The organism is Lentilactobacillus diolivorans DSM 14421 (genome assembly GCF_001434255.1).
GTDB classification, from domain to species: Bacteria; Bacillota; Bacilli; order Lactobacillales; family Lactobacillaceae; genus Lentilactobacillus; species Lentilactobacillus diolivorans.
Genome location: NZ_AZEY01000005.1, coordinates 13,180 through 30,026 on the forward strand (window position 1 = coordinate 13,180; position 16,847 = coordinate 30,026).

Annotated in this window: 22 protein-coding genes and 1 riboswitch; of the genes, 11 read left to right on the plus strand and 11 right to left on the minus strand. The window is 39.7% G+C overall.

Annotation, left to right across the window (positions count from 1 at the left end):
* Window positions 1-134: 134 nt before the first annotated feature.
* The 4 genes from FC85_RS00175 to FC85_RS00190 all read left to right on the plus strand — a co-directional run bounded on the left by FC85_RS00175 (window position 135) and on the right by FC85_RS00190 (window position 2,957).
* Window positions 135-326 carry a hypothetical protein gene (locus FC85_RS00175; protein WP_057863563.1) on the plus strand — a complete coding sequence of 64 codons (192 nt, stop codon included), beginning with the start codon at window positions 135-137 and terminating at the stop codon, window positions 324-326.
* A gap of 30 nt (window positions 327-356) precedes the next feature.
* Window positions 357-845 carry a GNAT family N-acetyltransferase gene (locus FC85_RS00180; RefSeq protein WP_057863564.1) on the plus strand — a complete coding sequence of 163 codons (489 nt, stop codon included), beginning with the start codon at window positions 357-359 and terminating at the stop codon, window positions 843-845.
* A gap of 159 nt (window positions 846-1,004) precedes the next feature.
* The gene (locus FC85_RS00185; protein WP_057863565.1) at window positions 1,005-1,313 is read left to right on the plus strand and encodes a rhodanese-like domain-containing protein; all 309 of its coding nucleotides are present in this window, start codon (window positions 1,005-1,007) and stop codon (window positions 1,311-1,313) included.
* Entirely contained in the window at window positions 1,314-2,957 is a 1,644-nt protein-coding gene (locus tag FC85_RS00190; protein ID WP_057863566.1) for an FAD-dependent oxidoreductase, read from the plus strand.
* A gap of 178 nt (window positions 2,958-3,135) precedes the next feature.
* On the opposite strand, the gene FC85_RS00195 is transcribed toward FC85_RS00190, so the two are convergent.
* Window positions 3,136-3,393, minus strand: a complete 258-nt coding sequence (locus FC85_RS00195; protein ID WP_057863567.1) for a hypothetical protein — start codon at window positions 3,391-3,393, stop codon at window positions 3,136-3,138.
* 219 nt (window positions 3,394-3,612) lie between these two features.
* Here FC85_RS00195 and FC85_RS00200 point away from each other — a divergent pair, with 219 nt between their 5' ends.
* The gene (locus FC85_RS00200) at window positions 3,613-3,801 is read left to right on the plus strand and encodes a hypothetical protein (protein WP_057863568.1); all 189 of its coding nucleotides are present in this window, start codon (window positions 3,613-3,615) and stop codon (window positions 3,799-3,801) included.
* On the opposite strand, the gene FC85_RS00205 is transcribed toward FC85_RS00200, so the two are convergent.
* Both FC85_RS00205 and nrdJ read right to left on the minus strand, forming a co-directional pair.
* Complete coding sequence (locus FC85_RS00205) at window positions 3,785-4,327, minus strand: cob(I)yrinic acid a,c-diamide adenosyltransferase (RefSeq protein ID WP_057863569.1); 543 nt, start codon at window positions 4,325-4,327, stop codon at window positions 3,785-3,787. The two genes, FC85_RS00200 and FC85_RS00205, sit on opposite strands and share 17 nt — an antisense overlap.
* Before the next feature lie 194 nt (window positions 4,328-4,521).
* Window positions 4,522-6,771: a ribonucleoside-triphosphate reductase, adenosylcobalamin-dependent gene (nrdJ, locus tag FC85_RS00210; protein WP_057863570.1), complete on the minus strand. Its 2,250-nt coding sequence runs from the start codon at window positions 6,769-6,771 to the stop codon at window positions 4,522-4,524.
* 329 nt (window positions 6,772-7,100) lie between these two features.
* Here nrdJ and FC85_RS00215 point away from each other — a divergent pair, with 329 nt between their 5' ends.
* Window positions 7,101-7,619, plus strand: coding sequence for a GNAT family N-acetyltransferase (locus FC85_RS00215; RefSeq protein WP_057863571.1), 519 nt, complete (start codon window positions 7,101-7,103; stop codon window positions 7,617-7,619).
* A gap of 16 nt (window positions 7,620-7,635) precedes the next feature.
* Here the strand turns inward: FC85_RS00215 and FC85_RS00220 are convergent, their stop codons facing one another.
* Window positions 7,636-8,256, minus strand: a complete 621-nt coding sequence (locus FC85_RS00220) for a helix-turn-helix domain-containing protein (RefSeq protein ID WP_057863572.1) — start codon at window positions 8,254-8,256, stop codon at window positions 7,636-7,638.
* 269 nt (window positions 8,257-8,525) lie between these two features.
* Here FC85_RS00220 and FC85_RS00225 point away from each other — a divergent pair, with 269 nt between their 5' ends.
* The 3 genes from FC85_RS00225 to FC85_RS00235 all read left to right on the plus strand — a co-directional run bounded on the left by FC85_RS00225 (window position 8,526) and on the right by FC85_RS00235 (window position 10,556).
* Window positions 8,526-9,050, plus strand: coding sequence for a helix-turn-helix transcriptional regulator (locus FC85_RS00225; protein WP_057863573.1), 525 nt, complete (start codon window positions 8,526-8,528; stop codon window positions 9,048-9,050).
* Between the two features lie 129 nt (window positions 9,051-9,179).
* A complete protein-coding gene (locus tag FC85_RS00230; protein WP_057863574.1) occupies window positions 9,180-9,743 on the plus strand; it encodes a helix-turn-helix domain-containing protein in 564 nt (187 codons plus the stop codon).
* Window positions 9,744-9,980: 237 nt separating this feature from the next.
* Window positions 9,981-10,556 (plus strand): phosphoribosyltransferase family protein, encoded by a 576-nt coding sequence (locus FC85_RS00235; RefSeq protein WP_057863575.1) that lies wholly within the window; start codon window positions 9,981-9,983, stop codon window positions 10,554-10,556.
* Window positions 10,557-10,791: 235 nt separating this feature from the next.
* Here FC85_RS00235 and FC85_RS00240 read toward each other — a convergent pair whose 3' ends face one another.
* From FC85_RS00240 to FC85_RS00265, 6 genes are all read right to left on the minus strand, one after another.
* On the minus strand, window positions 10,792-11,184 hold the full coding sequence (locus FC85_RS00240; RefSeq protein WP_057863576.1) for a hypothetical protein: 393 nt from the start codon (window positions 11,182-11,184) through the stop codon (window positions 10,792-10,794).
* A gap of 16 nt (window positions 11,185-11,200) precedes the next feature.
* The gene (locus tag FC85_RS00245) at window positions 11,201-11,584 is read right to left on the minus strand and encodes a hypothetical protein (RefSeq protein WP_057863577.1); all 384 of its coding nucleotides are present in this window, start codon (window positions 11,582-11,584) and stop codon (window positions 11,201-11,203) included.
* Between the two features lie 19 nt (window positions 11,585-11,603).
* Entirely contained in the window at window positions 11,604-11,963 is a 360-nt protein-coding gene (locus FC85_RS00250) for a hypothetical protein (RefSeq protein ID WP_057863578.1), read from the minus strand.
* Between the two features lie 110 nt (window positions 11,964-12,073).
* Entirely contained in the window at window positions 12,074-12,433 is a 360-nt protein-coding gene (locus tag FC85_RS00255) for a hypothetical protein (protein ID WP_057863579.1), read from the minus strand.
* The gene (locus tag FC85_RS00260; protein ID WP_057863580.1) at window positions 12,430-12,816 is read right to left on the minus strand and encodes a hypothetical protein; all 387 of its coding nucleotides are present in this window, start codon (window positions 12,814-12,816) and stop codon (window positions 12,430-12,432) included. The genes FC85_RS00255 and FC85_RS00260 overlap by 4 nt, the downstream gene beginning before the upstream one ends.
* Before the next feature lie 215 nt (window positions 12,817-13,031).
* Window positions 13,032-13,601 carry a helix-turn-helix transcriptional regulator gene (locus FC85_RS00265; RefSeq protein WP_057863581.1) on the minus strand — a complete coding sequence of 190 codons (570 nt, stop codon included), beginning with the start codon at window positions 13,599-13,601 and terminating at the stop codon, window positions 13,032-13,034.
* Between the two features lie 192 nt (window positions 13,602-13,793).
* On the opposite strand from FC85_RS00265, the gene FC85_RS00270 reads away from it, so the two are divergent.
* The gene (locus FC85_RS00270) at window positions 13,794-14,672 is read left to right on the plus strand and encodes an ABC transporter ATP-binding protein (protein ID WP_186825088.1); all 879 of its coding nucleotides are present in this window, start codon (window positions 13,794-13,796) and stop codon (window positions 14,670-14,672) included.
* Complete coding sequence (locus FC85_RS00275) at window positions 14,672-15,439, plus strand: ABC transporter permease (protein WP_057863583.1); 768 nt, start codon at window positions 14,672-14,674, stop codon at window positions 15,437-15,439. The genes FC85_RS00270 and FC85_RS00275 overlap by 1 nt, the downstream gene beginning before the upstream one ends.
* 204 nt (window positions 15,440-15,643) lie before the next feature.
* Here FC85_RS00275 and FC85_RS00280 read toward each other — a convergent pair whose 3' ends face one another.
* On the minus strand, window positions 15,644-16,594 hold the full coding sequence (locus FC85_RS00280) for a zinc-binding dehydrogenase (RefSeq protein WP_083484828.1): 951 nt from the start codon (window positions 16,592-16,594) through the stop codon (window positions 15,644-15,646).
* 128 nt (window positions 16,595-16,722) lie between these two features.
* A riboswitch (TPP riboswitch) is annotated at window positions 16,723-16,821 on the plus strand.
* The last annotated feature ends 26 nt before the right edge of the window (window positions 16,822-16,847 follow it).

The window sequence follows — 16,847 nt, forward strand, 5'->3', positions numbered from 1 at the left end:
TTTATTGATAAGGTGGTGACAATCAAGAAAATAAAGATGGTTTGTGGTTTTTAATTATAGAATGATTGGATAACTTAGGGCGTTTGGCATCCGATATAGAAGCGTCTGGTTAAAAATGGAGGAATGGTGATGGTATGACCTTTAAGCGGCTATTTTATGCACTCATTTTTGGTCTTTTAAATGTTGGGGCACTTATCTTATTGGTTGATCCAATTATGGCGATTGTCAATCAGAATTTTCAAGAAACGGATTTAATTCGTATCATTATAATTGTTGCTTTAACGTTAATACTAGATGTCGGTGTTGTACAAGAGATTCAGAACTAAGGTGTTTTGGTTGGGAAGGGAAGATGGAGAATGCAATTAATAATTCAGAACATTAGGCATTGCCGACAACGGGTTCATCATTTTTTTACAAAAAAGTGGTTGACTGACAAGATGATTGTGTCTTCCGGCGAATATGACATTGATCATCTGGACGGATTTGTGGCTTTTTCGGAAGAACAAATAGTTGGTCTGGTTACATATGTAAAACGAGTATCAGAAGTTGAAATTATTAGCCTTGATAGCCTTCTTGAGGGGCGTGGCATTGGTTCGTTATTGTTGCAGGGTGTCGAAACAACTGCAATTAACCATCAAATTTCCCAGGTTCTGGTAACAACGACTAACGATAACCTCCAAGCGATGATTTTTTATCAGCATCGCGGCTATCGATTTAAAAAAGTGATCCCCGACGCTGTTGATTTAGCACGTCGGCAAAAGCCGGAAATTCCGTTAATTGGTAATAATCATATTGAAATTCACGATGAACTTATCTTGGGTAAACAAGTCATTTCAGCTGTTTAATAGAAAGCGGGCAGCCGGAGAATAATTTTCGAGGAGTTTGTTAAACCCGTGTGTCGTGGCGCTTAGAAGAAAATTTATAGGAATAGTAAAAAGCGTTATCCTGAACGAAAACCGATACCCTATGGGGATATTTAAACTTAAGGAGACGCTTTTTGATCTTTGAAAATAAATTCTGTTAACACAACCCAATTAGAGAAACGATTTAAAGTGGATCTAATTGTTATTGATGTTCGCGAACCAATGGAACTTCGGCTGAACCACATTTCTGGTACAATTAACGTGCCATTGTCTGAGTTGACCGTTAAAATTAAACCGCTTGATCCCCAACTTGGGTATTTGATGTGTCGTTCCGGTGCGCGAAATATGCGGGCCGCCAACCTAGTTATGACCAGCGGTTGCCATGTTGTGAATGTTAAAGGTGGGGTAAGCGCCTGGAACGGCCCGGTTTCTAGTATAGGAGGTTATTAAATGCGAATTGTCATTATTGGTGGGGTTGCCGGTGGTATGTCTGCCGCCGCTCGATTACGTCGACTTTCGGAAGAGACTGAAATCATTGTTTTGGATAAAGGACCATATGTTTCGTTCGCAAATTGTGGTTTGCCATATTATCTTTCCGGCGAAATTGCTAATCGAGAGGATTTAATTGTTCAATCACCCCGACAGCTTAAAAAACGATTTAAAATCGATGTTCGAACTGAAACGACTGTTACTGAAATTAACTCTGATAATCACCAGATCACAGCTGTGCACCATGGCCTATCAAAGACCATAACTTATGATAAATTGATTTTGTCACCGGGTTCAGTTGCCGATAAGCCAAATATTCCTGGAATGGGATCAGCAGACTATGTTTATGCCCTGCGCAATATTCCGGATGTTGATAAAATAATGGCTCAATTATCGCAAGCACCCACGCGTGTTGCAATTATTGGCGCGGGATCGATTGGCATTGAGGTAGCAGAAAACCTGATTAAACGGGGACTTAGTGTGATGTTAATTGATGCCGGGTCTCAGGTACTGCCATTTATGGACCCTGAAATGGCTGCGTTGATTTCGCATGAGTTGAGTGAGCATAGCGTTACGCTGAAGTTAAACACTCAGATTGATAAAATTGATCGCCACCAATTAACTTTGAACGATGGCAGCCAGATTAAGGCTGACCTGGTTATTTCGGCTGTTGGTGTTCGACCAAATACTGCACTGGCCCAAGCGGCTGGGATAAAAACAGGTGAGTTAGGCGGGATCATTGTTGACAAACATTATCAGACGTCACAACCAGATATTTATGCGGTTGGGGATGCAATTCTGGTGAAACAATTGCTGACAGGGCAATTAGTATCCATTCCATTAGCTTCTCCTGCCAATCGTCAAGGGCGTGAGGTAGCTGACGTGATTATGGGATTACCCCGGGAAAATCGTGGTGGTATTGGAACCGCGATTGTTAGGGCGTTTGATGTTGCAGCAGCAGCCACAGGTTTAAATGTTGCTCAGTTAAAACGGGCTGGGATTAATTATCAGGCAGTCCATACAACCGGTCAAAACCATGCTGCCTTTTATCCCGGAGGGAAGCCACTATCAATGAAACTATTGTTTGAACCGCAAACCGGAAAGTTATTTGGAGCTCAAGCTGTTGGCGAGAAGAGCGTTGATAAGCAAATTGATATTCTCTCGGTAGCAATCAAATCCGGCATGACGGTTTTTGATTTACCGGAATTCGAATTAAGTTATGCGCCACCATTTGGGTCAGCTAAAGATCCTGTTAATATGATTGGTTATGCTGCCAGTAACTTGGTTGAAGGATTGTCGGATAATTTGCAATTTGATCAACTGGAAGGCGCAATTAAGGATGGCGCTTATCTCATTGATGTTCGAACCCCTGGTGAGCTTAAGCGTGATGGCAAATTACCAGGTTCAACCAATATCCCGTTAGATGATCTACGCGATCATTTGGCTGAAATTCCTAAAGACCGATTGATTATTGTGAGTTGTCGAAGTGGTCAGCGGAGTTACTTGGCCGAGCGAATTCTTAAAAATAATGGATTTAAAGTGAAAAATTTGGATGGTGCCTTTCTTGTTTATTCGACAGCCTACCCTGAGCGAATTGAACATTAAAGAAAAGAATTTGCTTATGGCATGTGATTCGAAAATTATTAATCGATTCAAATGTTCTGAAGGCTGGATCCGTGGCATCATGAAGAATGATGACCGAAAATATTCGAGACCGTTTGTAGGAGGGTGACCAGATTAACGAGCAAGCGGTTGAGGCGACATTAAAATTAATTATGAAACTTTAATGGTTATCCCAGCTGTCCATTTTTGCTTTTAACCAACCGAAAAATACAATGATCACAAATAGCGTCAACCAGATGACTGATAGTATTAGGATTGCCCCGATAAAGCCTGTCATACCATGATAAAAAAAGATCTGAAATATTTGGGAGACAAAATTAGTTCGTCTGATGAAGAATTCAAATGGTGAACTAATTACGCCAAAAATAATGACGATAATAAAGAAACTGTTTGTCATGTTTGTGGCTTTTCTAATCATTAAATGGCACCTCTTTAGTCATCACTTTATTAACTATTTACGAATAAACTTAATAACAGCATATACGATTGCTGCTAAGATTGCAATGAGAACTGCATTCATAATGATTGTGTAAATAAGATCTCCCCAATAGACTTGGACAAGAAACATGGTTAAGCCTTCCTTCTATAATATTTTTGCAAGTAGGTTCATTCATCTAAAAATATGCAGATTTTTTAGATGAAGAAAAAAGTGGGACGAAAGGTAGTTACCTGGCAGGAAGTTGCCTTTCATTCCACTTTATTTGGTAATAATCGTGATTATATAAAAGGGCTGGCGACAAAAATTACTTTTGCCCCAGCCGCTTTTTGTAACCGTCAGTCAATGAAATCGGTTTTAAAATCAGTAAATGTTATTTTAGTTTGCTGACTTCGTCCTGATACCCATCTAAAAAGTTAGCGTAGCGTGCCAAAGTAAACAAGTAGTCGGATAAGCGGTTAAAGTATTCTAACAGATCATCAGAGAGAGGTTGTTGTTTCTCATGAAGCTCGACCACCATTCGTTCTGCCTTCCGCGCCAGTGCCCGTGCATATTGTAGCGAGGCACCGGATTGCTTACCACCTGGTAAAATAAATGCTTTAATTCTTGGAAACTTACTCATGATATCGTCAATTTCTGTTTCTAGCGCTTTCGTATCATCGGGAGTAATATTGTGATGGCGTTTGACAGTAATGTCTGCTTGAAGTTCATACAAATTATGCTGAATCTTTTTAATTCGTGGCGTAAGTTCAGGACTTGCTTTTGGTGATAGGACGGATAAAACGTAACCCAGCCATGAGTCCAATTCATCAATTGCCCCCAAAGCTTCAATTTGTAAGTCGTATTTTGGAACCATCTTTCCAGTAACTTGTTTTGTGTAGCCGTGATCGCCGACTTTTGTATAAATTTTTACCATGGTAACCTCCATTTTATTATCCAGTTGTTAATGAGTTAATCGCTCACAACCTAGTATAGCAAATCTTTTACTGAGCAGTAAAAAGGGACTGGCAACCAAGCTTGATCAGCTTTGTTCCAGTCCCCTTTGAGTCTTCGTTTTAAGTTAAATTAATTGTTTTAAAAGCTAAGATGCTGATCCAAATCAGGGATTGCTTACTTGATTGGGCAAGCGCCACCCTCGCAATCGGTTTGACCAACTAACTCAACACCCTTTTTATCATGGTTACCGTTTTGTTTCTCAAAAATTGTTTCAACATTACCATGAATTTCCATAACGCGGTTTTCATAAGTCTTTTCATCAATTGGCTCTTTAGGTGCTTGTTTGAAGCCATTGCCGGCATACGGAAGTAATGATGTTGACTTGGTAGTGAAGCGATATTGTCTCATCAATGGGGCAATTTGGTCGCCTTCATCTTTTTGGAAAGTGACGGTACAACTTACGGCATTGTCTGACCAGTAAGTTTGTAAGAATGCCTGAGTTGCGAATTGTTCAGCAATTGAGACGTTACCAGCTGAAGCGAATTCTTTGCTGTCAGCGTGTGCGGCCCGAATTGGGAACTCAACGCACATTGTGTTCTTAGTGTAAACATCAGGTTCAATGTGGTAACCACATGCCTTTAATGCAGGCAATAATGGATCGGTGTCTTGGAATCGGATCCGTTGAATCAAGTAGCCCGCATAGTGGAAATGCATGCCTTCGGAAACACCCGCTAATTTGGCAACGGTTCCTGAAGGTTTAACTGTTGTATGCTTAACAGATGGTTGGCAGCCTAAAGTATCTGAATATTCTTTATCAGCAGCAACAACTGCTTGATACAAACCATCAACTTGCTTAACCGCACGTTGATCATACAGTGGTTTCTTAACTAATTTGCCGGTTTCTGGATCTTTAGTATCTTCAAAACCAGTAACAACCCGATTGCCAAGTTCACTTAAAATCCAATCCTGAATTCCTGACATTGAAATGCCGATTCGACGGTTCTTTTCGATGACGTTACGTGAAACTTCCCAGTCGTAGTTACTGAAGGTAACCCGTTTTGAGTAACGAGTTCCTAATCTAAAGGCTTCGTGAAGATCCCAGCCTTGCTGACTGGCAACATATGGAAAGACTTCGAATAGGTTGCAGGGTTCACCGTTTGCCAAAGAAATTTCACCACAAGGGTTGGTTCCTTCAACGTTAGCATCGATTCCCTTTTGAACACCATCGATTTTACGACCATAGTTGCGTGAGAGCTCCAAGTTAACGATTCCGGGTTCACCGTTATGCCGAATTGAATCAGCAACGGGACCATAGTTGTTAAAATTAGAGTCAACCGCAACACTGTTGTTAGATGCCCAACGGTGATGGTAAAGCTTCTCTTTATCCTGCTTCATTGTAATGAAGTCTTCATCGTCGGCTGAACCTAATGCTAACTCTGCGGAACGGCGCACATTACCGGCCACAACAGTTTTACCAATTAGATTACCGATATCAGTACAGTCAACAGCTGACAAATGTTGACCAACATGTGTATTCAAAACATCATTAATATCAAATAGCATTTCAATTAATGGCATTGGACCGGAGGCAGTTCCGCCAAATCCTTTGATTTTTGCACCCTTTGGTCGAATTTCACTCATATCCAAAACTAAATTTCGTTGATGATTAGGAGTTGTCTGGTCGAAGTGAAGGTCAATTAAGTGCGCGTTGGAAATGACCCAGCCTTCACGGGTATCAGGTGATTTATAATATTGAACGTCGTTTAATGAATGATTTTTCAGCCAATCATCTTTATCAACTGCACCCATCTTGAGTGAGGCTTCATATGATTCGCTGTTCTTGTCAATGATAACGGTTAGATTAACTTTATCATCAACCATTGGAATCTTATGAACATTTTCTTTGGTGACAGAAAAACCGACACCGCCGCCCTTCATTAATTGATCAAACATAAATGAGTAAGGCATTGAAACGGCTGGTTGATCAGGCTTTAGATATTCAGGTACAATATGACTATTCCCGTATGGTTGTGGTCGTACAGCGATGAACCAGCAGTTATTCAAAGCATCGCCATTACGGTGTTCATAACTGGTTCCTGAAATCCAGAGGTTTCGTCCGGATGGTGTGGCTGCCAAGCCATAAATTAATTTATAGAGTTTCTTAGCTTCTTCGGTTAGCTCGTCAACAACTTTTGGATCAACATTTTCCTCGTGAAGTCGGGGATCGAGGTTAACATTACCTTCAACCACTCGTTTAACGGTCTCGTCCCAGTTTTCAGTCCGTTGTTTTTCAGGTAACCAGCGAGCATATGTACGCTTGTAGGTAACCCATCCAAGTTCACCCCAATGTGGTGTTACTTCATCTTTAACTTGATTTATAAATTCGTCAGAAAGCGAAACTGACGAAAGTTTCATTGCTTGCATAACGGTACCTCCTAATCCTTGATTGTGCTCATTTCCTGTGAGCTGATACTATATATAGTATATCGCCACTCGCTGATAATCAATATATAGTGCTCAGACTAAAATGAGAATGAGGCGCCGTAACCGCGTGGCTTCACGGTTTAAACGACTAAAAAAAGTTTAATACTTTTTTGGTTCTGGATCATTAATCAAACAACTATATGTTACCTAATGAAGATTAAAAAACGCAGTGATCTTAGTGAAAGATCGCTACGTGTCTAGGATTGGGTAACGTTATGTTTGTTTTGGACAACGGTATGGCGTTTAAAAAATAGAAGGTAGGGATTGAATTGAAAATTGACGATCAAAACTTACAAATCAGAAGAGTTCGTCTCAACGATGGGATTTCATTTTATCGGATGCTTCAATCGATTGAATCCGAAGCCCGCCGATTCAGCAATCCAGTCCGAAATCACAGTTATTCCGACTATCAGGATTGGCTGCAGAAGTGCCAGCTTGAGTCTCAACCAAATTTTGGGGATGCGGTCATTGTCCCCCAGACAACATTTTGGCTCTTGGCTGATAATCGTCCCGTGGGAATTGGCCGGATTCGGCATCGACTAACCGACAGGCTGAAAAAAGATGGTGGTAACATTGCCTATGCAATCTCAATGAGTGAGCGGGGGCGGGGATATGGTTCAAAATTATTAGGTTTGTTATTGGGAGAGGCTGCCAAAATGGGGTTGACTTCTGTTTTGGTTACGGTTCATAGAGATAATATTGCGTCTCAAAAGGTTGTATTAAAAAACTGGGGGCAATTGGTTGATACAGCTGGTGAAATGAAAATTTATCAAATTGACCTTGATTAATATCAGACTCTGAGGATTACTCTGATGATTTGGGACTTCCAAAAACAGCAAAACTGATACTAAGTGCAGTGATCACAATGAAGAAGGTCTGTCCGTACAGTTTTCCCAGTAAAAACGGGGTGACATTGCCAATTGGAAAAAGCGAAAGAAAGATGGTCATTATTAGTAGGATGATGCCCATCAGTTGGAGTCGCTTTGATGTCAATTTGGCGAAGTGCTTTAGTTTAGTGTTTAATCGACCAAAATCGTAAAAGGTTGCCAAGAGAATTAAATTAATGATCCAAAGGTAGAGACTATCCGTTAATAACGGTGACACACTCCAGTGTTGATTGATGATGACAAAGAAAAGCAACCCAATATTTAAGTAATAGCAGATTGTTGCAATCATGGCGTTTCGTTTATGATTATTTGATTGTTCTTGAAAATGTTTAATCATTGCTTCATCCTCCTTCAATAATTGATCTAATGATATTTGATAAAGATTACTGAGCTTCACTAAACTGGCAATGTCGGGGTAACTACGGGCATTTTCCCAACTGGAAATTGTTTTTCGAGAAAGATGCAGTTGTTTCGCGACCCAATCTTGGGTTAGATTTTGGTCTAACCTTGCCTGCTTGATTTTATGGCTAAAGTTCATTTAAATTCACCTCCTGTCATTTAATATACGAAAAGGTTTTACTATTTCGCAAGCTAAGTTTCGTAGACAGCCATAACTAAAGTAGTGTATGTACCATTTAGTCAAAGTTTGCTATTTGGTTTGCGGTTTTTGACATTCTAACTTTGGAATATAATTTTTAACTCTAATAACCGGGTAATTGGGGTAAGCAAATTGTGCTTTTAAGTTTTCAATTTTTTTGCCATAATGACTTTTAATTAGAAGTTTAGAGTGACATAGGAGTGACTTTAATGTTAAGTAAGATTCTTAAACAGCGTCGAGTCGAATTAAAAATTATTCCAGAAGAAGCAGCAGATAAATTTCACGTTGAAATTGATACTGTTTCAGATTGGGAGAGTGGTCGGGATTATCCAGACCTGCCCACATTATTGCTGATTAGTGATTATTATGCTTTACCATTTGAAGAATTAATTAGAAATGAACCACAGCTTTTGGCGGAACTAAAAAAGGATATTTGTGATCGTTATCGCTACAATACTAAGAATGTTCGCCATCGGTTCGGATTCTGTGGATTATTTTTGTTTCATATATTTAGCAAACGTGCATGTTGGCACCAAAAATGGGGCATCTTTAAAGTATATGCGACAGGATCATTGTTCCTTTTAATCCCCCTTTGGTTATTGATCGGATTATCATTTGGGTTCGTTGATGTTAAGAGCATTACTTTTTTATTGATTACTCTGTGCATTGCCTTTATCTATGGGTTATGGGCCGAGGATTATCTGCGTAATCGCCGTTTTGATCAGAATAAATAGGATTAACAAAACGGTAACGAAATTTATGGTTACCGTTTTAGTTTTCGGTAAAATTATTGGGGCAACCATTAAGTACTCCCCGCTACCCCTCAAATCCCGATATACTGAATTCATCAAGGAGGAAACAAAATGAGAATCGGTGAACAGCTTCAAAAGCAACGTCAAATTAACCAGTTATCTCAAAATGACTTAGCGGAGAAATTGCATATTTCCCGTCAATCGATTTCAAAATGGGAAAACGGATCGATATTGCCAAGTTTTGCGAATGTGGTAGCAATTAGTGATTTATTTCAAATTTCACTGGATGAATTAATTAGAGGAGATGCAGATTTAATGAATAAAATGGAAAATGAACATGGTACAAGTAAGTCAGCAGATATTGTGATGTATGGGGTTATCATTGCAGTTATCGGGTTTGCCATTCTTAAGTTGATTGGCGTTTCTGGTAATGCGTTAAGTGATTGGTTTACACTACCCATTATCGTTTGCTTCATTGGTTTCTTATACTCGGTCCGTTGGCGCGATTTCAATAAGGCATTGACCAAATCGGCGGTCATCTGGGGAGCCGTTTGGGTGGCATTGATTTTGGTGCCGGAATTTTACAGTTTTATTCAAGGATTCATCGAGGGTAACCGCGATGCAGGTCACGCTTTGGGCGTTATTTTGACGATCACACTTGGCATATCATTCTAACTACTCAGATTTGAGCGAATACATAAGGGATCCTGGGTAGCCACAACTGTTATTTAGTAAAAATAGTCGTAAGAACACATCAAATAACGTGTGTTTTTACGACTATTTTTGTCCATTTAGTTCGTGTATTGGCCATATAAACCTCGACATTCGTTTCATGTAGGTGTTAAATTAGTATAAATACGAATATAATACCGAAAAAGCATTTAAAAGTTCATAACTTGGAGGAAGAAACAAGTGCAATCATCATATGAGTTAACGGTTGGTAAGCTAAAACGAACATTACCCATCATTCCAATTAATCAAACAACAGCAATTGCGTCATTTGTGCTGCTTGGGGATGCCGAATTGGCCCATTACGCGGCAATTGAATTGACTAAGCGGATAACAAAACCGTTTGATTATTTTGTAACGATTGAAACAAAAGGGATTCCATTAGCCGAAGAAATGAGTCGATTGGCCGGTCGTCAGCATTACGTTGTGTTACGGAAAAGCGAAAAGTTATACATGCGAAATCCAATGAGTATTCAAGTAAAGTCGATCACGACGACTAACGTCCAGCACTTGGTTCTCGACGCCACTGATGCCGATTTAATTAAAGGCAAACGGATTATTCTGGTTGACGATGTTATCAGTACCGGTGGCTCATTGGTGGCTGCGGAAGACTTACTTAACCGGGCTGGTGCAAGTGTGATTGGTCGATATGCCATTTTGGCGGAGGGAGATGCCGGGAATCGGAAAGATTGCGACTATTTGGCGCAGTTGCCGTTATTTTCACTCGCGGATGTTGAAACCGATCTTGGTCAACATTAATCTTTTTCGATCCTACTTTACTATCGAATTAAAAAATCTAGCATAGAAACCAAACATCTTTTCCACCGCCAATTTTAAAATGGTCTGTGGCTGGGACATAGTCGATGAAACAATTCTTTTTAAGAAATCCCGTAAAATCAGTTTACAAAAACGCTGGTTTTACGGGATTCTTATTAATAAGACGCTATAATCGTGATTTTGGATGATTGTTCCAATCTTTTTTATGTGTCAAAAATCAAAATGGTTTGTGCTGAATAGTGGTTAATTTTGTCAGGGTGCAGCAATCCTTTAAAATAACTGACAAGACAACAGCCAACCATGCCGTCCAGTCATTTTTCGCCGGGATCTCGAAAAACAAAGCCGCACAAATCATAATGCCGGTGATCGTAATGATCAGTCCGAGACCGGTTAATTGTCGGTTGGTCGGTTTATAGGCTGAATGGTTCCCGTAGAACCGCTTCTGAACCGTTAAATAGTAAAGCAGCCAGAGGCCTAGGAAAACACCTGCCAAGTCAAGGTAGTTAAAGGCGATTATGCTAATTGAGTATCTGATTTCAATAAAAAACAAACCTGCTGCAAGCAAAATCGGTGCATTTTGGAACAGACTGTAACGCCAGTCGAAAATCATTTGTAAAAATTCACCTCTAACAAATGTTGTCTTTAGGTTCAGAAAAACTATCTCTAATAAGCAGCAAGATTAATAAATAACTCATAAACAAAAAGAAATTGGTATGGGATTGGGTAACGAGGACATATACCGGCAGGCCAACTGCGCCCACAATGCTAATCAACCAACTCATCAAGGTTAGTTTTCGATTTAAGATGTTTGCCTCGGGATGTTTTTGCCAATATTTTTTCTGAAATAACAAATAGTATCCCAGCCAAATGATGATAAAAATAAGAATTGGGCCAAGCAAACTTCCCGAATTTCGGTGTTTAGTGAATGGAAACGATATTGTGTAGATTGCTAAAATTACAAAATACGGTAGGTTATTGATAAAACTGTATTTCCAATTGAGTTTGCTCAAAATTTTTACCTCACAAAAATTATTTAGGGACTGAGTTGCCGGCTTGAATAAAGACACCAAAGGACATAATCCCAATTACAATGAGCGGATCTTTATAGAGAAAATAGGCAGTGAGACAGACAATTAAGTTAATTGTAGTTATAATTCCCGAATGATTGAATATTCGATTGCGAGGATCTGTTTTTGGGTGGGCTTGATAGAACCCTCTTTGAAATAAGAAATAGTAGGCGGCCAGGCAGCACCCCAAAACAGCTAAGGCTATTAAAAAGCTTTGCCAAGTTAATGTGGATGAAACAAAGTATGTATAAATGACAAGGGTCAACCACGTGGCGAATATCGGCAGACTAAAAATAAAACTGTATTGCCAATCAAATTTCATTTGATGCCATCTCCTTATGAGTGATTTGGATAGGAATTGAAAAATAATCTTGATAGAGTTATTTAGGATGGATCAGCTAAAAAGCAGCAGGGAGTTTCGTCTCATTAAAGTTATTTTGCCACTGAGTAGCCAGCTTGAATAAAAACGGCCAATGACAAAACACCGATTGTAATAAGTGGGATATGACTAAGCAAATAAGCAGTCAGGCTAATCATTAAACCCATAGTTGGAATGATGATCGAATGCTTGAATTTTCGGTTTTGAGGATTCATTTCCGAATGTGTTTGATAGTATTTTCTTTGGAATAAGAAATAGTAAGTAGTCATGCAGATGCTAAAGATGGCGATTGTTATTAAGAATATTGGCCAATCAATTGTAGTTGAAACAAAACATACATAAAGGATTAGTGTTAACCACAGAGTGAATATTGGCAGGCTAAAAATAAAGCTGAAACGCCAATCAAATTTCATTTAATACGATCTCCTTCTTGGGTGGTTTGCTTAGGGGTTGTAAAACCATCGCGAATTAAGTTGGTCAGGATAAGCAAGCTAAAAATCAGCAAAGCGTTTCGCGTTAGGAAGAATAGTATAAGGCTCAACCATGCTCCGAGAATTGTCACCAAACTGGCTGCTTTTCCGGCTTTCTGGTTTTGAGGATTGAACAGTGGGTGGCTTCGAAAATAGTTTCGTTCAAACAATAGGTAGTAAATGAGCCAAACAATCCCGGTTATACCAATTGCCAGTAATAGGTTCACCGGTGTCATCGTTAATACCAAACCATCAATCATGACGAAGGCCCATAAAATGGCTAGTGGACTATTGGCGACAAATGTATAGTTCCAGTTAAATTTCATAAATGTTCTCCTAAGGAATCAAAGTTAATTATCATGGCGGTTCGGGAATTTCTTTAATGGCATAATAATTTTATCCATATTAAAAGATTAACATGGGGTAACTTTCCAGTGAATCAAATGAGTCAATCTAAGATAGCAATGATAATGTTACATATTATTTGAAAGGAAACGTAACAGGCCATGCGATGAAGGTAGCGGTCGTCATCCCCACTTATTCAAGCCCGATTGACTTTTCGCAACTGACATTGTTTTCTAAAAAGTGCTTGGTGAACATTTATTGCAAAGACGATTAGTGACAAAACGCCACAAATAAAGCAAGTAAATCGGAAACCGAACCCCATCCAAAAAAGGTTTGCGAATCCACTAAGAATGCTGGTCATTCCGAAAATAATTAATCCGGCATTCAAAAAGTAGTTGGCTTGTTTAAGCGCCAAGAAAAAGATAATCAAATAAAAAATAACGATAAAGTTCATCCAGTGCAACCCAAAGGTAGTCGATAACTGGGTGACTCTTTCAACCAGCAAGATAGCTAAGATAATATCCATCATGCATTGTTGATATTTATGAAGGTAAACCGAATCAGCGTTTTGAGAAGAGATAATCGTTCCAACCTGAATGTTGAAATATGCAGCGATTCTGGTTAACGTTTCAATATCGGGGATGTTTCGGTCAGTTTCCCAGCTCGAAATGGTTTGGCGTGATACACAAAGTTGGGTTGCCAGTTGTTGCTGAGTCATTCCCTTTTGATGTCGTAACTGCTTAATTTTGTTTCCAATCGTTATCATAAATTTCCACCTGATTTCATTAAAATATGTGTTGGTTGTGTTGCTACTATTTTTAGCATACCCGACTTCGAAGAGCCTTCAAGCTATTCTCGATAGCATTATTGAAATCCTATGTACGAGTGGGTGGGCTTGCTGTACGCTCAAAACGAATCTAAAAATTCATGGAGAGGATGAGTTGGTTTGGAGAATGTTTTGACTGTCAAACACGTTTCAAAAAGATTTGGGAGGCATACCGTATTAAACGACATCAGCTTTCAAGTTCCTAAAGGGTCAATTGTTGGTTTGATTGGTCCAAATGGGGTCGGTAAGTCGACCATCATGAAGATTATTCTTGGTATTTATGCCTCGGACTCTGGCGAAGTTAGATTTAATGACGCTCATTCAGCTAAAGGTGCCAAGCGGGTTGGGGAGTTAATTGAGAGTCCGGCAATTTATCCCTTTTTAACCGGCCGCGAGCAGCTCATGCTTTATTCTCATAAGGACAGCAATGACGTTCGAAAGATTGTTGAAGTAATGGGGATGACCGATTATGTTGATAAGCCGGTTGCTCATTATTCGTTGGGGATGAAACAAAAAACGGGAATTGCGATCGCACTCTTGCAACACCCCGAACTGGTTATTTTAGATGAACCAATGAATGGCCTGGATCCGATGTCAAATCGGGATTTGCGCAATTTAATCTTAAAATTAGCCGAGAATGGGACAACGTTTCTGGTTTCCAGTCATATTTTAAGTGAATTGGAAAAGATGATTGATCAAGTCGTACTTTTAGATCACGGAAATGTTGTTTTGGCAGATTCAATGATTCATTTACACGAACTCGGTGCCAACTATTTATCGTTAATGACGTCATCAAATGATCAATGCGCGAAACTCTTGGCTGCAAACCGGTTTTGTGTGGCAGAAACCAGCATGAGTGTCCGTGTTTCATTAACCGAATCGCCAAGTTTGAATGACTTATTTAACATCTTATTAACGCATCACATTCAAATTAATGACGTTCAGCATCTACAAACCGATTTGGAAGATTCTGTACTAACGGTACTAGAACATCAAGGGGGTAACAGGTAATGAAAGAATTGCTGAGTGAAGAGTTCTATAAGTTGATTCATAAAAGAGGGACGTGGTATACCCCAATTGTTTTATTTATGGCCATGCTGGCGGTTGGCTTTATGGCAAGGCATTCACCAGATGCCCAATGGTACATTACAGCAGCATTTGCCGGCACCGAATGGGTACTCATTATCATGATCGTGGTTTGCGCCACGACGATTTCCATGGAATATGAGTATGGCACGATTAAACATTTGGTTATTGAGGACAAGGGAAAAGTGCGGATCTTTTTATCCAAGTTTTCGATTATTATTCTTTACGATGCCTATCTGCACTTGCTGGCATTTGGATTTACGCTGCCGATTAAGTGGTTAATGTATGGAGGTAAATATTCGTTTAGTGCCAACTATGAGTACGGCCAATCGTTAATGAGCAATTTGATCAATGAGTGCCTAATTGATTTTTTGGGCTCAATTGTTATCATTGGTGCGGCTCTGCTACTATCCTGTGCGGCTAAAAGTGCGGCGGTTGCGATTGCCAGCGGGATTACGGTTATTTTTATTGGCCAGGGTGTTTCGATGATGCTCCTAAGAAATGTTGGTAGAAGCATCCCGTTGCTCAGATGGAATCCTTTCAATATGCTGAATATGCCAAATGAATGGTCAAATCCGGCGTATTATGAAAATACATTATTAACAATTAAACAATTGATGATCGGAAATATTGGTTACAGTATTCTGTTTATTCTTGCGGCGTTTTTAATGTTTGAGCGGAAGAGAATATAAACCAATGGTGCACTGGAGGTTAACTATTAAAAAGTTAATCAGGTAACCGGGTTGCTGCTTGTCGACATTTTTTAATTGTTAAGAACGTCAATTAAAAAGAGAGTCGTTTCCAAAATTGCTTGGATCGGCTCTCTTTTGAGTTCTGTTTACTTTTTCTAGCAAATATTTTTCAGAGTTGTCATTATTTCGATCGGAAACTAAAAACTAAGTTTGCAAAAGAATCTTTCCGGCACTATTACCGGTTTCCAAAAACTTATGGGCCAGTTGACCGTCTTTGAGTGGGAAAATTGTGGGTTGACTAATTTTTATTTTGCCTGCTTCGAAGTATTTGAACAGTCGTTTACTGCGGGCGACCCGTTCCCAATAATCTGTGAGGTAATCCCAAAGGTCACCGGTTAAAATGCTTTTGGACTGTGAAAGTAATGTGACCAAGTCAACTTTTGGCGGGTTACCGCCAGCCATGCCAAAGAAGACCAAATTGCCACGGTGTTTTAGTAATTCAATGCTTTGATCAAGCGTCACGCCAACACCATCATATACGGTATCAAATTCGCCAACGTAGGCTTGAAGCCAAGGTTCCTTACGTAAAAAGACATCTTTAGCACCCTGATTAAGCGCGATCTTTTTCTTGTCAGCAGTTGAGGTGACGCCATAAACGTTGACACCGTCAGCAGTTAAGATTTGTGACAGGATTTGACCTACGCCGCCACTAATCCCGTGAATAAAGGCATTGTCGTTAGGATGATTGCGGCCAAGGTCATGGGCAAGAAAATCTGCGGTTAGGCCTTGTAAACCAACACTCGCAACTAATTGATCATCTAAGCCGTCTGGAACGGTGATTGCGTGATCTTCGGGAACGGCAACCAATTCGGCATTGGCAAACGGTGCATCAACAAAGAAAACTTTTTCGCCAAGTTTATGTTTTGAAACCTGGGCGCCCATGTCAATAACGACACCTAGCCCTTCATAACCATCAATATAGGGTGTCCGTTTGTCGATATGATACGTTCCTCTCCGCCGATATATGTCAGCAAAGTTAAGGCCCGCATATTCCATTCGAACCAGAACGTCGTTTTTAGATAAGTGAGGGTCCGGTAAGTTACCGTATTTTAGAACATCAGGACCACCAAATTGGTCAAAATATAATGCTTTAATAGTTGATCACTCCCTTGAAATGGTTATCAGTCACAATTATAGAATAAATACGTTGGAAATGCAGTTTGCGAAGCTATTTAATTGCGCTTCAGAAAAAATTGAATCATGGTAAAATAGAGTTATTCAAATATGATCACTAGGGGTGCTGTATGCTGAGATGGCGGATTGCCAATCCCTTTGAACCTGATTTGGTTAGAACCAACGTAGGGTATTGCATCCGTACATAAGCTGTTTTGCGGGATTGATAAACGTT

Coding starts and splice junctions, on each gene's coding strand:
- FC85_RS00230 (WP_057863574.1), top strand. CDS start 9,180: ATGAGAATCGGTGAACAGCTTCAAAAGCAACGTCAAATTAACCAGTTA.
- FC85_RS00255 (WP_057863579.1), bottom strand. CDS start 12,433: ATGAAATTTGATTGGCGTTTCAGCTTTATTTTTAGCCTGCCAATATTC.
- FC85_RS00220 (WP_057863572.1), bottom strand. CDS start 8,256: ATGAACTTTAGCCATAAAATCAAGCAGGCAAGGTTAGACCAAAATCTA.
- nrdJ (WP_057863570.1), bottom strand. CDS start 6,771: ATGCAAGCAATGAAACTTTCGTCAGTTTCGCTTTCTGACGAATTTATA.
- FC85_RS00195 (WP_057863567.1), bottom strand. CDS start 3,393: ATGATTAGAAAAGCCACAAACATGACAAACAGTTTCTTTATTATCGTC.
- FC85_RS00225 (WP_057863573.1), top strand. CDS start 8,526: ATGTTAAGTAAGATTCTTAAACAGCGTCGAGTCGAATTAAAAATTATT.
- FC85_RS00190 (WP_057863566.1), top strand. CDS start 1,314: ATGCGAATTGTCATTATTGGTGGGGTTGCCGGTGGTATGTCTGCCGCC.
- FC85_RS00175 (WP_057863563.1), top strand. CDS start 135: ATGACCTTTAAGCGGCTATTTTATGCACTCATTTTTGGTCTTTTAAAT.
- FC85_RS00250 (WP_057863578.1), bottom strand. CDS start 11,963: ATGAAATTTGATTGGCAATACAGTTTTATTTTTAGTCTGCCGATATTC.
- FC85_RS00275 (WP_057863583.1), top strand. CDS start 14,672: ATGAAAGAATTGCTGAGTGAAGAGTTCTATAAGTTGATTCATAAAAGA.
- FC85_RS00240 (WP_057863576.1), bottom strand. CDS start 11,184: ATGATTTTCGACTGGCGTTACAGTCTGTTCCAAAATGCACCGATTTTG.
- FC85_RS00180 (WP_057863564.1), top strand. CDS start 357: ATGCAATTAATAATTCAGAACATTAGGCATTGCCGACAACGGGTTCAT.
- FC85_RS00260 (WP_057863580.1), bottom strand. CDS start 12,816: ATGAAATTTAACTGGAACTATACATTTGTCGCCAATAGTCCACTAGCC.
- FC85_RS00265 (WP_057863581.1), bottom strand. CDS start 13,601: ATGATAACGATTGGAAACAAAATTAAGCAGTTACGACATCAAAAGGGA.
- FC85_RS00205 (WP_057863569.1), bottom strand. CDS start 4,327: ATGGTAAAAATTTATACAAAAGTCGGCGATCACGGCTACACAAAACAA.
- FC85_RS00200 (WP_057863568.1), top strand. CDS start 3,613: ATGAAGAAAAAAGTGGGACGAAAGGTAGTTACCTGGCAGGAAGTTGCC.